The organism is Ochrobactrum sp. A-1 (assembly GCF_022488005.1).
GTDB lineage: Bacteria > Pseudomonadota > Alphaproteobacteria > Rhizobiales > Rhizobiaceae > Brucella.
This window is the reverse complement of record NZ_JAKVQC010000007.1, coordinates 1,815,368-1,830,020: the sequence shown is the minus strand read 5'-3', so window position 1 is coordinate 1,830,020 and position 14,653 is coordinate 1,815,368. Positions and strand designations below refer to the sequence as shown.

The window sequence follows — 14,653 nt, the reverse complement described above, 5'->3', positions numbered from 1 at the left end:
GCGGCGGGCCACCTGGCCGCCGTCGGCTGCATCCTTCGCCAGAGAGGGAGGGATGAACAATGGAGATGACGAGACAGATCAACAGATCAACTGGAAATTCAATTCCGCAAGAGCGGCCGTCGAACGACAACCGGCACAAGCCCCTTTCGATGGGGCGCTCGGTCTTCCCGGCTGGCGCGGTTGCGCGCATCTACAAGCCGTCCCGCGCGGTGACGACCTCCGGCAAGGCCGGCACGAAGGGCTGGCGACTTGTGTTCGAGCGGCGCACCGCGCCCTTCATCGAGCCGCTGATGGGCTACACGGGCGGCGACGATACGCTGACCCAGGTCGAGCTGAGCTTCCCGACATTGCAATCGGCCATCCGCTACGCCGAGCGACAGGGTCTGACCTATATGGTCCAAACACCGCCCCGGCAGACGACAGGCAGTGGCCGCAGCCAGCGCGCCGATGAGAAGCAGGCGTGTGTAGGAAAATCAACGCACGCCTTCTCGGATGCGACGCTCGACCGGCTCGGGCTCGCCGCCCTTCGAGAGACCTACGGGCGTGCGCTCGACGGCGCGGCGAACCGCAACGACCCGTCCGGTCCTGAAAGCTGGACGACGCCCATGAAGGTGGTCAGCGATCCGACGCTGACGCTGGAGGCGAAGCGCGCGATTCTGATGAACTGGGCCTGGACCGAGTACCTGATCGACCAGGCCACCAACGAAGGCATGCCCGAGAACGACCGGCCGTCGCGCCTCGACGAGGTCGAGCAGGCGCTGCTCGCGCTTGAACGCGAGGTTGCGGATGATCGGGATGATTCAGGCACACGAAAGGCAGCATGAGGTCCGGCGATGGATACGCATGTCGTTTTCGATTGCCAGAAGGTTCTGCCGAACCGGTTCGCGCTGACGCTTGCCGCTGCCTCCCGCATCCGGGCGCTCGCCCGGGGCGCGGAACCGAGGCTCGACGCAGTCGATCGCACCGTGGGCGATTTTGCCCTGCACGAGATCGCGGCGGGCGCGTTCACGCTGGATGAACTCGCACCGTTTTTGCCTGGAGCGGATGAAAGGCGTCTTTTGCCTCCGCGCGATCCGGCTTCCAAGCTTCGCGATGGCGGAGGCGGAAGCGCCGCCGCACCCGCCTCCCGTTCGCGAAAGACGGTTCGTTGAAGAGGCAAGCAAACCAACACGGAGGAATGAACGATGCTGAAGTCTTTGTCTTCCGATAACCGGATGGCTTTCGATGTCCTCAACATCATTGCCGGTCTCGGTCTTCTGCTGTCGCCTTGGCATCTCGGCTATGCGGCTGAAACCTATGCCGCATGGAATGCCTGGATCGTCGTTGCTGCCGTGACGCTGATCGCGGTCGCTGCGCTCTATACATTCCACCAGGTCGAGAAATGGGCCAACGTGGCACTCGACCTTTGAACCGCGCGGGCCAACCTCCGCTCGGCCACATGACCACATGGCGCATGATCCTCGCACAGCGCATGCTCGGGGCGGGCAAGAGAGGGGCGGCGGTGGCCGAAGCTGTCGGATACCATTCACATAGCGCGTTCGCCCAGGCGTTCAAAAGAACTTTGGGCCCTACACCCCCGTCCATGAAGTAATCGGCAGGCCTCCTCCAACGACACCCAACTTGCGGGCGGCATCAATTTATAGGGTTACGGAGTAGACGCAGTCCTCCGTTTCGTCATTCTCAAGCCGAAGAATACCGCCGACGCCTCATAACCTACAAAGCCATTCAGTGAAATAACCAATGGTTATTACACTCCGAGGCGGTTGCTTTCCAAGGGGGCCGCGCGCACCGTCCAGTGGCTACACAGGGAATTGAATGCGAAGCAAAAATCGGTCGGGATGCGCTCAGCTATCGTCCAGCAGGTGAAGCAAAGATCGAACGCGGAATTGCGATGCGTGTCGTCAGCCCCTTCGCCGACAGGTCACGGGTTATTCGTCCGCGGAGTTGATCCTCAACCATGGTTTTGATGAGTCGCGAACCAAACCCCTCTCCGGCTTCGCCATTCACGCAGCCGCTGAACTTCTCGTTCCATTCGATAATCTGGTGATCGCCGTCCGTGCTCACCGTGACATGAAGGGCTCCCGCAGCCCGAGACAACGCCCCGTATTTCGCGGCATTGGTGATCAGTTCGTGGAATACCAAGGCAACCGATGTCGCCACTCCCGGGTCAATTGTAACGTCCAGACCATCAATAGTGATTCGATTGTTGCTTCCGCCCATGTAGGGAGCGAGCAATTGTTCCAGCAAACCTCGCAGTGAAGCGAAGTTCTGCTTCATCCCGGCGCGAATAAGCCCATGGGCCCGGTGCAAGGCATCCAGACGGGCTCGTAAGGTTTCTGCAAGCGGCCGGTGTTCCGGCTGCTCTCGGACAGACACGGCGATCAACCCATTAACCAACGCAAACAGATTCTTGATCCGGTGGTCGAGTTCCTGAGATACCATCTCGCGTTGTTCTTCCAGCAGCTTAGGCGCATCGATATCCGATGACGTCCCGTACCAGCGGATGATCTCGCCGTCTGCATTTCGGAGCGGAAGGGCAACGACCCAGAGCCAACGATAGCTGCCGTCATGATAACGAAAGCGGTAGTCGATGTCGTAGGTCTTGCCAGTCTTCAGACACTCTTGCCAGGTTTCGGCAACCCGATCCCGGTCGTCAGGATGGATGAGTTTCTGCCAGGTTGTCGGCTGGATATTTTCCGGGGCGATGCCGGTGAATTCCGTCCACCGTCCGTTGAAATAATCGTGCCGTCCGTCCGCATCCGCGCTCCAGATTATCTGGGGTATGGATTCCGCCAGAAGGTCGAACCGAAGATTGCTCTGTTCGAGAGCGGCCGCCATCTCGCTCTGCTCAGTTGTGTCAATGACAACACCTGCGAACTGGACGATCCGTCCCCTGTCGTCACAGACAGGGCGCCCGGAAACAATAAACCAGCGGGTGTCCCCTTTGCTGGTTACTGCGCGATAGTGACAGCGATAATCCGAACCCGACGTGATTGCGGCGCGCAAACCCTCAAAGACTCGGTCGCGATCCTGGGGGTGAACAGATGGCGACAGCATATCAATCCTGACGCCACGCCGTGATTCCTCCTGGGAAATACCAAACAGGCCGGCAAAGGAGCCGCTCGTGGTTACCCTGTTACTGCGAACGTCCAGATCCCAGGTTCCTACGATACCACCGGCATCAAGTGCCAGTTCCATCCGCTGTTGCGACCACTCCAGCGCCTTGAGCGCCCGCATTCGTTCGGTCGTTTCGCTGGCAACCACCAGAACGCCATAGATGTGGGCATGGGTGTCGGCTATGGGTGTCAACGCGAGGCTGAACCAGGCCGTTTCCAACTGCCGGTCGCGCAACAACTTGACTGGCTGGTCGCGGAAACGCACGCCTTTGCCGTCGTAACAGGAACTGATCGCATCACGGAAAAAGCTGGCCGCTACGGGCAACGCTTTCGTAATCGGTTGCCCGAGTGCAGTTGCATAGCGCTCACCGAGCATCTCCTGCAGGGCATCATTCTGAACCACAAGGCCCTCGCGACCAATCAGAACTGCCATGGGTGCAGCAGAAAGCAAAATCAGTCGGACGGCTGATTTGAGTTCTTCTGGCCAGATATAGATCGGCCCCGCCGACGATCGAGACCAGTCGAAGGCACGGATGTTCCTCACCATGACGCTCGGGTTCGCGAATTCGTCATGCCCCTCACTGAACCGGGCGAACAGGTGCTCCGGCATTGTCCCTCCATCAAACGCTCAGTTCAAACCTACAATGCGTTTCGGCGCTCGTCCATTCGACATAGCTGTGTTTTAACTTATCTGTCAGCCTAGACCTTGGAGCAAAGGTGGCAGATGTCCTTATATACTGAATTGTCTATTTAAGATCATCGAGTTGTAGCATTTACAGCAGCATCATAAATATCTGCTCTGTAATCTTCCTTCGAACAAGCCCCCTGTGTGCCCCAGCCACGGAACTTAAGCTATCACATTGCGTTAAAAGACGGGTGAAGATGCCCGCTTTGAACCGGAACACTGGCTAATTCTCACATTTTTCCGCGAACTTAGCGGCCTTCGGCGCTTCAAATATCGATCCGACAATTCATGAGAGGAGAAGTACCATGGCAAAGGAAAAGACCCTTGAAGACCTGTTCCACGACACTCTCAAGGACATCTATTACGCTGAGCGCAAGATCCTGAAGGCTTTGCCGAAGATGAAACGTGCGGCGCAGTCGGAAGACCTGAAGGCTGCTTTCGAGAAGCATCGCGAAGAGACGGAGGGCCATGTCGAACGACTTGTCCAGGTATTCGAGATCATGGGCAAGGCAGCGAGAGGCAAAACCTGCGACGCGATCGAAGGGATCATCGCCGAAGGCGAGGAGATCATGGAGGAGTTCAAGGATACAGCGGCGCTCGACGCCGGCCTGATTTCGTCCGCGCAGGCGGTCGAGCACTACGAAATCACCCGATATGGAACTTTGAAGCGGTGGGCAAAAGAACTTGGCCTGAGCGATGCGGCGAAGCTTCTCGATCAGACGCTTCAGGAAGAGTCGAAAACGGACAGCGATCTGACGAAACTTGCGGATGCTTCGGCCAACCAACGCGCCAAGGCTGCGTGATCATGAAGCAAGGGTGCCACTCGGCACCCTTGCCAATTTGTATAGAGATCACATAACGGACGGGAGCCAGCTATGTCAGCCACCGACAAAGCCGCAAATGTGCAGAAATCACTCAAGATTCATGACCAAAAGCTCGAAGCCAGCCCAGGCGGAGATCTTTATCAGATTGCCGGCGACAAGACACCTGCCATGACCACCGCGCAGGGTGGGCCGGTGTCAGACGACCTCAACACGTTGAAGATCGGCCAGCGTGGTCCTACGCTGATTGAGGATTTTCATTTCCGGGAAAAAATCTTTCACTTCGACCATGAGCGTATTCCCGAACGCGTGGTTCATGCGCGGGGCTACGGCGCGCATGGCTATTTCGAGACGACAAAGTCACTCAGCGAATATACGCGCGCAGACATTTTCCAACGGGCTGGCGAGAAGACGCCAGTCTTCGTCCGTTTCTCCACGGTCGCCGGTTCGAAGGGTTCGTTCGACCTTGCCCGAGATGTGCGCGGCTTCGCCGTCAAGATGTATACCAATGAAGGTAACTGGGATATTGTCGGCAACAACATTCCCGTGTTCTTCATCCAGGACGCCATCCGGTTTCCCGATATGGTCCATGCCGTCAAGGAGGAGCCTGACCGGGCTTTTCCGCAGGCCCAGTCAGCCCATGACAATTTCTGGGACTTCATCAGCCTGACGCCGGAATCCATGCACATGATCATGTGGGTCATGTCGGATCGCGCCATCCCGCGCTCCTTCCGCTTCATGGAGGGGTTTGGTGTTCATACGTTCCGTTTCCTGAACGACAAGGACAAGTCGACTTTCGTCAAATTCATCTGGAAGCCGAAACTTGGCCTCCAATCGGTCGTCTGGAACGAGGCTGTCAAAATCAATGGTGCGGATCCGGATTTCCATCGCCGCGATCTGTGGACCGCGATCCAGGCCGGCGACTTCCCTGAATGGGAACTGTGCGTGCAGCTCTTCGATCAGGACTTCGCGGATAGTTTCGATTTCGATGTGCTCGACCCGACGAAGCTGATTCCGGAAGAAGTCATCAAGCCAATACCGGTCGGACGGCTGGTGCTGGATCGGATGCCGGATAATTTCTTTGCCGAGACTGAACAGGTCGCGTTCATGACGCAGAACGTTCCCCCCGGCATCGATTTCTCCAATGACCCGCTGCTCCAGGGGCGCAATTTCTCCTATCTCGACACGCAGTTGAAAAGATTGGGCAGCCCCAATTTCACACATATCCCGATCAATGCGCCGAAGTGTCCGTTCCACCATCTCCAGCAGGACGGCCATATGGCGATGCGCAACCCTGTCGGACGAGCAAATTACCAGCCTAATTCCTGGGGCGAAGGGCCGAGGCCTGATCCCACGCGCGGGTTCCGGTCGTTTGCAGCGCAGGAAGACGGACAGAAAGTTCGCCTCCGACCGGAGAGCTTCGCCGACCATTACAGCCAGGCGAGGCAGTTCTATCTGAGCCAGACCGCTGTGGAGCAGAACCATATCGCTATGGCGCTGACCTTCGAACTGTCGAAGGTGGAAACGCCTGTGATCCGCGAGCGTATTGTGTCTCATCTGCTCAACATCGATGCCAACCTTGCGGAAACGGTCGCCGGAAAGCTCGGCATCCGCAAGATGCCGAAGGCTGCGGATGCGATGGTGCCCGTGCGCGACGATCTTGCTCCGTCTCCTGCACTCAGCATTATTGAGAACGGACCCGGCACCTTCAAGGGCAGAAAGATCGGCGTGCTTGTTGCCAGTGGCACTGATGCGCAGGTGCTCAAGGGTATCCGGCACGCCGCGGAGAAGGAAGGCGCAATGGTGGAACTGGTTGCGCCGACGGTCGGAGGTTTCGAAGCATCCAGCGGCGACTGGATAGAGGCCGACCATATGATTGACGGCGGTCCATCCGTATTGTTTGATGCTGTAGCCCTTGTGTTATCTGAAGAAGCGGCCAACCGGCTTATCGGCGAGTCCACGGCAAGAGACTTTGTTGCAGATGCTTTTGCCCACTGCAAGTTCATTGGCTTTACCGCAGGCGCAATGGCGCTGCTTGCCAAGGCCGGTATCGAGCCCGAAATGGACGAAGGGCTGATCCCCCTCGACAATGCAAGGGCGGCTACCGATTTCGTCGCGTCCTGCCGCAAGCTCCGGATATGGGCGCGTGAAGATACCGTAAAGCTCTGAGCTCACGGCATACAACTGATGTGAAGAGATGTTCGAAGTGCAAACACAAGCGGCCCGGCCCAGCCGGGCCGTTTACCGCGCATATTGGAATGTGGAGAAATTGGTAATCGCCCATGAAGAACATTGCTATCGTCGGCACCGGTCCGACCGGGATCTATACTTTCTCCTCGCTGCTTAAATTCGCAGAGCCAATTTCCATCTCGATCTACGAGAAGGAAGATGAAGCCGGCGTAGGCATGCCTTATAATGACGATGAGAACAGCCGCATGATGCTTGCCAACATCGCCAGCATCGAGATACCGCCGATTACCTCGACCTATCTCGACTGGCTGCACGAGCAGGACGAGACGCGTCTCGCTCGATACCGGGTCGACAAGGAAGGTCTTCACGATCGACAATTCCTGCCCCGCATTCTGCTGGGCGAATATTTCCGGGATCAGTTTCTGGCTCTTGTCGAGGCAGCGCGTCGAAAAGGCTTTGAAGTCGAAGTGCATGAATCCTGCGAGGTCACGGATATCGAAGCCGCCGCCAATGGCGTAAAGCTCTGGTCTGATGGCAGCCTCGTTTCGAAACTCTTCGATCTCGTCGTCATCGCCACCGGCCACGTCTGGCCCGACGACGACGAAGCAACGCGCAGTTATTTTCCCAGCCCCTGGTCTGGACTGATCGAAGCCAGAATACCAGCGTGTAAAGTGGGCATTATGGGCACATCGCTCAGCGCCATCGACGCAGCGATGGCGGTCGTTGCCCAACATGGAAGCTTCATCGAGGAAGAAGACGAAAGCCTGCGCTTCGACCTTGACCCGGACAGTAAAGGTCTGACGATAACGCTTATGTCCCGTTCAGGCATCCTGCCAGAAGCGGATTTTTATTGCCCGATCCCTTACGAGCCCTTGCAGATTGCCACGGAGCAGGCGATCAACAGGGAGATCGAGAGCGGTGCCAGTGGCTTGCTTGACAGGATATTTGCCTTGGTCGCGCGCGAAATCGAGTACGCCGATCCGGCCTGGAGTGAGCGTGTTACGCTTTCGAAGCTCGACGCTGATAGCTTCGCTGATGCCTACTTTGCCGACCGCCAAAACCACGATGCGTTCCGCTGGGCAGAATACAATCTCAAAGAAGTCGAGCGCAACAAGCGGGAGAAGCATACCGTCCTCTGGCGCTATGCAATCCTTCGGCTGCACGAGGTCGTGCAGGAGATCATCCCGCATCTCAATGAAGAGGACCGCGAGCGGTTTGATACCGGTCTCTGCAAGGTCTTCGTCGACAACTATGCCGCCATCCCGTCGGAATCGATCCGCAGGCTGCTGGCGCTGCGCAAGGCCGGCCTGATAGACGTGCTCGAACTTGGGCACGATTACGACATGGAGGTAAGGAAGGATCACACCATCATCGCCATTGGCTCGGAAATACGGACATTTGACGTGTTCATCGACGCCCGTGGCCAGAAGCCACTCAAGACGAAGGATTTGCCGTTTCCGTCACTGCGCCGGCAACTCGTTTCGGTCGGGGAGGATATTCCGGACGTCTCAGACGACTACACTCTGCTGGCACCGGACATTGCATGTGGCAAGATTGCGTTCGGCGCGCTGCCGTATCTGATGCACGACCAGCCTTTCGTGCAGGGAATTACGGCAAGTGCCGACATTGGAGCAGCAATGGCTACTGCTGTCAGTGAACTAAAACACCAAACGCGCCGGCGGCTTCCTTTTATTGATCTCTCCTGATCGAAGCTGAAACATTGACGGGTCAGACAGATACGCCCATGCGAGCGGCCTGGATTATATCTTCGATCAATTCACGCCTTGCACGTTCTCTCGCGACACTGTCGTTTAACCGCAAGATATAGGATGGATGCCAGGAGATCAGCACCGGTCCACCATGTAACCCGATTTCAGCCTGACCGCGTCGCGAAGTAAGAGGAGCGTTGTTATCCGTCAGAGCGAACGCCGCAGAGGCCCCCAACGCAACCACCATGCGTGGACGGATGAAAGCCAGCTCAAGCCCAAGCCACCAGCGACAATGCAGAATTTCCTGCCGGTCAGGATTTTGATGCAGGCGGCGCTTGCCACGCGGCGTGAACTTAAAATGCTTGACTGCATTTGTCAGCCAGACACGTTCGGTTCCCACTTGCGCCGCAACCATCACCTCGCGCAGGAGACGACCGGCTGGACCGACAAAGGGACGCCCTTCCAGGTCCTCACGATCACCCGGCTGTTCTCCTACAATCATGAGCTCAGCGTCTTCCGGCCCTTCACCCCAAACAGTCTGGGTTGCGGCCTCGCATAATCCACATCGACGGCAATGTCCGGCAGCCGCTCGCGCTTCGATCATTGTCTGGGGGAGTTCGGCCGCTTGCGGCATTGCAGCGCGATAACGGGTCGAAATCGCGACTGCGCCAGCCGCTGGTGACGTTTCTGCAGCCGCGCGCATTCGCTCCACTCGCGACTCGGCATCTCGTAACATATCTGGAAACAGGCGCGTTTCGGGTAGGTTCTTCCAATACTTCTTAGGCATTTCCGCGCGCATCGCATTCAACTTTACCCGTGCCGGATTGAAGATGTTCGCGAAATAGGTGCCCCAAAGCGTTTCGGTGACATCTTCCGATAAGTCAGGGCGTGTGCCGCCTGGGTGGTAACTAAGTCTGCCGGCCTCAAATCGAGCTGTAAGCCTGGGCGTGGCGATCACCCAGTCCATATCCGCGAAACGCTTTACAAAAAAGGAACTACCCGGTTCGACTATATTATGCTCCGGCTCAAACCAGGCTGCAAAGCGACGACGCAATCCAGTCTCAGGTAATTCGCGAAACCGTACGAAAGCATGCATCTTGTGGATATCACGACCAACCGATTTTGCCATGAGATGCAGCCGCCGCCCAAGCGGGTCGGCATGGCTTAAAGGTTCTCCCGCGTTTCGGTCAAGCCGCCATAACGCCTGATAGAGCAGTCCGAACCGTTCCGGATTCGAATGCCAGATGACCGAATGCGCAAGCTTCAAAAACCCCTGCGTAACGCTTGCCTTATGCTCACCAGGCGCATTGGGCAGCGACGCCCCATCAAACAATCCGTCTGCTCCGATCCAATCGATATCATTTGGCTCGATACCATGTGATATCGCGATGCGCGCCATCTCACGCCACGCATCGAAGGTGCCGCCGTCGGGTAGTTTAACGGAATAGATCATAATAGCCGCAGTTGCTCAGCGGGAGGTGCAAATCGAGCGCGTAAATCGACGTTGTCGATGAGCCGCCCCGGCGACCAGCCAGGTGTCATGATAAAGGGGCGTGCCTTGTTCATGTTGGCACCTATCCGCACCAGATCTTCGTATCTTAAACCGCCGTTCTGGCGCGCAACGATTATGCGATCCACCGTGCGGGTACCGAATCCAGGAACACGCAGCAGCAATTCACGGCTTGCACGGTTTACATCCAGAGGGAATAGGCCACGGTGCTGTATGGCCCAGGCAAGTTTTGGATCCAGTTCCAAATCAAGATGACCAGCCTTCGTGCCGGTAGCGATTTCCTCGGCGGTGAAACCATAAAAACGCAAAAGCCAATCTGCCTGATATAGGCGGTGTTCACGCAGAAGCGGAGGCTGGATCAAGGGCAGAGCTGCGGAGGCGTCCGGTATCGGGGAGAATGCTGAATAATAAACCCGTCGCAGCTTGTAACCACTGTAAAGCCGTGTCGACATTTTGAGGATGGTCACATCGTCTGCCCCATCCGCGCCGATGATCATCTGCGTGCTTTGCCCGGCCGGTGCAAACCGGCGCGGCTTACGCCCGGTATGGGTCTTATCTTTTGCCGCCTCGCCTTCCAGCCGCACTTGTGCCATCGCACCACGGATCGTTTCAGGGCGTTTTTCCGGAGCGAATTTGCGCACACTTGCGTCCTCCGGCAATTCGACATTAATCGATAGCCGATCAGCCCAAAGCCCGGCCTCCCGGATCAAGTCCGGACTTGCATCGGGAATCGTCTTGAGATGGATATAGCCGCGGAAGCCGTGACCCTCCCGCAATGTCCGCGCTATGCGTACCATATCGGACATGGTCTGGTCGGGGGACTTGATGATGCCCGAGGACAAGAACAGGCCCTCGATGTAATTGCGTCGATAAAATTCCAGCGTGAGCGAGACAACTTCCTCGACTGAGAACCGCGCCCGTTCCACGTTCGAGCTGACCCGGTTTATGCAATAGGCACAGTCGAAGATGCAGAAGTTGGTCATAAGAATTTTCAGCAGGCTGATACAGCGCCCATCCGGAGTGTAAGCATGGCAAATCCCTGCCCCTCCCGACGATCCGACACCGCCCTTGCTTGCATCGCGCTTCTCGCCACCGCTTGACGCACAAGATGCATCGTATTTTGCCGCATCCGATAGAATGGCAAGTTTATCCTGAAGGCTCTTTTTCACCATATGAGCGAAGATACATGTTCATGTTTTGTTCGTCAATAAAAGAGATTTTTTGCGGATCGCTCACCACGACGTGACCTGTCGCCTGCAAATCTGTTCCCGAAGCCACCGACGCACCGATCTTCGCGATTTCCCAAATGCCAATAGACACCCGATCGAAGTGGGATGGAAGCGTGCCTCTACAGGAGCATTGCCTGCTGAAACGTCGATTTTTAGCTGAAATACCAATGCCTCGGCCTGCATTGAATTTTAGTGAGATTGTTCGTTCCCTTGTACGGCTACAGCACTACCAACATGCAGAACGGTCGAATGACTATGCGTGTTCTCTGCCTGCGTGTAATGGCGGTTGCCTTCGACATAAGCCTCGCAAGCGGTCCCCTGCAGGACACGCGCGACGTCGGCAAAGACCTCTTCGCGTTCCTTGATGCTGAGGTCTTTGATGAGTTTTATCTTCTCTTCTCTTCCCTATCCGGTCTCACTCTGAACAGACGTGGGATATTGACCGATCTCATCAAGCCTCGGTCACGACAGAGCTAGGATAGAGCAAATTTCTGTTCAAGACCTCAGTGAAGCTTGAACTCGCCTTCGACGCGGCGCCATTCATTCGGTCCGATCAAGCACTGATGCGTATAGCGGACAGAATGGAGCGGGCCTTCAAGCCTGGACTGCCAGAAATCCAGGAACCTGTGCATCTCAGGAAAATCGGGTGCCAGATCGTAGTCCTGCCAGACATAGGTCTGCAGCACGGATTCGAAATCAGGAATGCGATAGAGGATGTGCGCGGTGGTGAGGCCGTAGCCATTGAGCTGACGTTCCAGATCCGATGAGAATTGCATGCTTCATCTCCGTTTCATGACACTGTGAAGTGTGTCGCAAAATTTCACGACCATCAACGGATTTTTAAACGCAATCGCGCCGTTTATTGTTCCTTTCCAGTATGTTAGTAGCATCAGAAGACGAGTGCTAATTTTTTCGTTTCTCCCTCTTGAAATCGAAAAATCTCAAAACCAGATCATTTTGCGCAAAATGCTCGACTTGAGGTTTTGCACCCGCCCGGACCGATCATTCGGTCCGGCCAGAGGGAACAACGTCATCATTTTTGCTCAACGGAGGAAAACATGTCGTTCCGACCGCTTCATGATCGCATTCTCGTCCGCCGGGTCGAATCCGAAGAAAAGACCAAGGGCGGCATCATCATTCCCGACACCGCCAAGGAAAAGCCGCAGGAAGGCGAAGTCATCGCCGTAGGTCCCGGCGCGCGCAACGATGCCGGCCAGATCCAGGCGCTCGACGTCAAGGCCGGCGACCGCATCCTGTTCGGCAAATGGTCCGGCACCGAGATCAAGATCAACGGCGAAGACCTGCTGATCATGAAGGAAAGCGATGTCATGGGCATCATCGAAACCCAGGCAGAGCAGAAAAAAGCTGCCTGAGGCGATAACCCGTCAATCCAACCCATCAGTCACATAGCTGCCTATTGAGGAGTTAGAAAAAATGGCTGCGAAAGAAGTCAAGTTCCACACCGATGCCCGTGAACGCATGCTGCGGGGAGTTGACGTGCTGGCCAATGCCGTGAAGGTCACGCTCGGTCCAAAGGGCCGCAATGTCGTGATCGACAAGTCCTTCGGTGCCCCTCGTATAACCAAGGACGGCGTTTCCGTCGCCAAGGAAATTGAACTGGAAGACAAGTTCGAGAACATGGGCGCCCAGATGCTGCGCGAAGTGGCATCGAAGACGAACGATCTCGCCGGCGACGGCACGACAACCGCGACCGTGCTTGCCCAGGCCATCGTTAAGGAAGGCGCCAAGGCCGTCGCCTCCGGCATGAATCCGATGGACCTGAAGCGTGGCATCGATCTCGCCGTCGATGCGGTTGTCAAGGAGTTGAAGACCAACGCCCGCAAGATCACCAGCAATTCCGAAATTGCTCAAGTTGGTACCATCTCCGCCAACGGAGATACGGAGATCGGTCGTTATCTTGCCGAGGCGATGGAGAAAGTCGGCAACGAAGGTGTTATAACTGTCGAAGAAGCCAAGACCGCTGAAACCGAACTCGAAGTCGTCGAAGGCATGCAGTTCGATCGCGGCTATCTCAGCCCCTACTTCGTCACCAACCAAGACAAGATGCGGGTGGAACTGGAAGATCCCTATATCCTGATCCATGAGAAGAAGTTGTCGAACCTGCAGGCGATGCTGCCGGTTCTCGAAGCCGTCGTCCAGTCCGGCAAACCGCTCGTCATCATCGCTGAAGACGTCGAAGGGGAAGCTCTTGCAACGCTTGTCGTCAACAAGCTGCGTGGCGGTCTCAAGATAGCTGCCGTCAAGGCTCCTGGCTTCGGCGACCGTCGCAAGGCCATGCTGGAAGACATCGCCATCCTGACGGGAGGAACCGTGATCTCGGAAGACCTCGGCATCAAGTTGGAAAACGTCACCCTCAACATGCTCGGCCGGGCGAAGAGAGTGGCGATCGAGAAGGAGAACACCACCATTATCGATGGCGTCGGTTCCAAGGCGGAAATCGATGGCCGCGTTGCGCAGATTCGGGCTCAGATCGAGGAGACAACCTCCGACTACGACCGCGAAAAGCTACAGGAACGTCTTGCCAAGCTTGCCGGGGGCGTTGCCGTCATCCGCGTCGGTGGCTCGACGGAAGTCGAAGTGAAGGAGAAAAAGGACCGCGTCGACGATGCGCTGCATGCGACCCGCGCCGCGGTAGAGGAAGGCATTCTCCCGGGTGGCGGTGTCGCTCTCCTGCGCGCCGTTAAGGCGCTCGAGGACCTTCCGATCGCGAACGACGATCAGCGTGTCGGCGTCGAGATCGTGCGACGGGCGATTGAAGCACCTGTTCGCCAGATCGCCGAAAATGCCGGTGCCGAAGGTTCGATCATTGTCGGCAAACTGCGTGAAAAAACCGACTTCTCCTATGGCTGGAACGCCCAGACCGGCGAATATGGTGATCTTTATGCTCAGGGTGTCATCGATCCGGTCAAGGTTGTGCGCACTGCGCTGCAGGACGCAGCCTCGGTTGCCGGTCTTCTGGTGACAACGGAAGCGATGATAGCGGAGAAGCCCAAAAAGGAGGCCGCTCCAGCCCTACCGGCTAGCGCCGGCATGGATTTCTAAGCGATTGTCTTAGGCTCGCCCCCGCTGGGGGCGAGCCTCCAATGAGGAGATAAAAATGGTTCAGAATACAATCAAGCGCCCACCCCAACCACTCTATTCCAGAGACCTTGTTGTCTGTCAGAGGGTTTTCGATGACATTCGATCGAGAGCTGGCGTTGCCAAGGAGACTGAGGAAGCGGAGCGAATGGCGGCCATCACTGTGGAATTATACAGGCAAGGTGTTCGCGAACCGAGCCATCTAAAAACAATGGTCGAGGCCGCGCGAGGCGTGTTCGATCACCGGGCGCACTAACGACTTGCGCCACATGCAACCGAAACCATCCACCTGGC

At 56.7% G+C, this 14,653-nt stretch carries 15 protein-coding genes; 11 read left to right on the top strand and 4 right to left on the bottom strand.

Going from position 1 to position 14,653, the window contains the following annotated elements; translation table 11 throughout:
• The first annotated feature begins 59 nt into the window (after positions 1–59).
• Genes MKS82_RS26905 through MKS82_RS29710 form a run of 4 tightly spaced genes read left to right on the top strand, consistent with a single transcriptional unit; the run spans position 60 to position 1,591 of the window.
• Positions 60–824, top strand: a complete 765-nt coding sequence (locus MKS82_RS26905; RefSeq protein WP_109987523.1) for an NADH dehydrogenase ubiquinone Fe-S protein 4 — start codon at positions 60–62, stop codon at positions 822–824.
• Positions 825–833: 9 nt separating this feature from the next.
• Positions 834–1,151, top strand: a complete 318-nt coding sequence (locus MKS82_RS26900; RefSeq protein ID WP_109987524.1) for a DNA-directed RNA polymerase subunit omega — start codon at positions 834–836, stop codon at positions 1,149–1,151.
• A gap of 33 nt (positions 1,152–1,184) precedes the next feature.
• Positions 1,185–1,409, top strand: a complete 225-nt coding sequence (locus MKS82_RS26895) for an SPW repeat protein (RefSeq protein WP_235925443.1) — start codon at positions 1,185–1,187, stop codon at positions 1,407–1,409.
• A complete protein-coding gene (locus tag MKS82_RS29710) occupies positions 1,304–1,591 on the top strand; it encodes a helix-turn-helix domain-containing protein (RefSeq protein ID WP_109987557.1) in 288 nt (95 codons plus the stop codon). The genes MKS82_RS26895 and MKS82_RS29710 overlap by 106 nt, the downstream gene beginning before the upstream one ends.
• A gap of 257 nt (positions 1,592–1,848) precedes the next feature.
• Here the strand turns inward: MKS82_RS29710 and MKS82_RS26890 are convergent, their stop codons facing one another.
• Complete coding sequence (locus tag MKS82_RS26890) at positions 1,849–3,726, bottom strand: PAS domain-containing protein (protein WP_240579481.1); 1,878 nt, start codon at positions 3,724–3,726, stop codon at positions 1,849–1,851.
• A gap of 380 nt (positions 3,727–4,106) precedes the next feature.
• On the opposite strand from MKS82_RS26890, the gene MKS82_RS26885 reads away from it, so the two are divergent.
• The 3 genes from MKS82_RS26885 to MKS82_RS26875 all read left to right on the top strand — a co-directional run bounded on the left by MKS82_RS26885 (position 4,107) and on the right by MKS82_RS26875 (position 8,518).
• Positions 4,107–4,604, top strand: a complete 498-nt coding sequence (locus MKS82_RS26885; RefSeq protein WP_109987526.1) for a YciE/YciF ferroxidase family protein — start codon at positions 4,107–4,109, stop codon at positions 4,602–4,604.
• A 72-nt stretch (positions 4,605–4,676) separates the two neighbouring features.
• Complete coding sequence (gene katE / locus MKS82_RS26880) at positions 4,677–6,791, top strand: catalase (protein ID WP_109987527.1); 2,115 nt, start codon at positions 4,677–4,679, stop codon at positions 6,789–6,791.
• Positions 6,792–6,904: 113 nt separating this feature from the next.
• Positions 6,905–8,518, top strand: a complete 1,614-nt coding sequence (locus tag MKS82_RS26875) for an FAD-NAD(P)-binding protein (protein ID WP_109987528.1) — start codon at positions 6,905–6,907, stop codon at positions 8,516–8,518.
• Between the two features lie 22 nt (positions 8,519–8,540).
• On the opposite strand, the gene MKS82_RS26870 is transcribed toward MKS82_RS26875, so the two are convergent.
• The gene (locus tag MKS82_RS26870) at positions 8,541–9,974 is read right to left on the bottom strand and encodes a UdgX family uracil-DNA binding protein (RefSeq protein ID WP_109987529.1); all 1,434 of its coding nucleotides are present in this window, start codon (positions 9,972–9,974) and stop codon (positions 8,541–8,543) included.
• The gene (locus MKS82_RS26865) at positions 9,971–11,200 is read right to left on the bottom strand and encodes a putative DNA modification/repair radical SAM protein (RefSeq protein WP_198517584.1); all 1,230 of its coding nucleotides are present in this window, start codon (positions 11,198–11,200) and stop codon (positions 9,971–9,973) included. The genes MKS82_RS26870 and MKS82_RS26865 overlap by 4 nt, the downstream gene beginning before the upstream one ends.
• Before the next feature lie 309 nt (positions 11,201–11,509).
• Here MKS82_RS26865 and MKS82_RS26860 point away from each other — a divergent pair, with 309 nt between their 5' ends.
• A complete protein-coding gene (locus MKS82_RS26860) occupies positions 11,510–11,737 on the top strand; it encodes a hypothetical protein (protein ID WP_109987530.1) in 228 nt (75 codons plus the stop codon).
• A 26-nt stretch (positions 11,738–11,763) separates the two neighbouring features.
• Here the strand turns inward: MKS82_RS26860 and MKS82_RS26855 are convergent, their stop codons facing one another.
• Complete coding sequence (locus MKS82_RS26855; RefSeq protein WP_006469958.1) at positions 11,764–12,036, bottom strand: usg protein; 273 nt, start codon at positions 12,034–12,036, stop codon at positions 11,764–11,766.
• A 282-nt stretch (positions 12,037–12,318) separates the two neighbouring features.
• Between MKS82_RS26855 and groES the strand changes: the two genes are divergently transcribed.
• The 3 genes from groES (at position 12,319) to MKS82_RS26840 (ending at position 14,615) form a co-directional block, all read left to right on the top strand.
• Positions 12,319–12,633 (top strand): co-chaperone GroES, encoded by a 315-nt coding sequence (gene groES / locus MKS82_RS26850; protein WP_006471526.1) that lies wholly within the window; start codon positions 12,319–12,321, stop codon positions 12,631–12,633.
• Between the two features lie 61 nt (positions 12,634–12,694).
• Positions 12,695–14,323, top strand: coding sequence for a chaperonin GroEL (gene groL, locus MKS82_RS26845; protein WP_109987531.1), 1,629 nt, complete (start codon positions 12,695–12,697; stop codon positions 14,321–14,323).
• Between the two features lie 55 nt (positions 14,324–14,378).
• Positions 14,379–14,615 carry a hypothetical protein gene (locus tag MKS82_RS26840; RefSeq protein WP_109987532.1) on the top strand — a complete coding sequence of 79 codons (237 nt, stop codon included), beginning with the start codon at positions 14,379–14,381 and terminating at the stop codon, positions 14,613–14,615.
• Positions 14,616–14,653 lie beyond the last annotated feature (38 nt).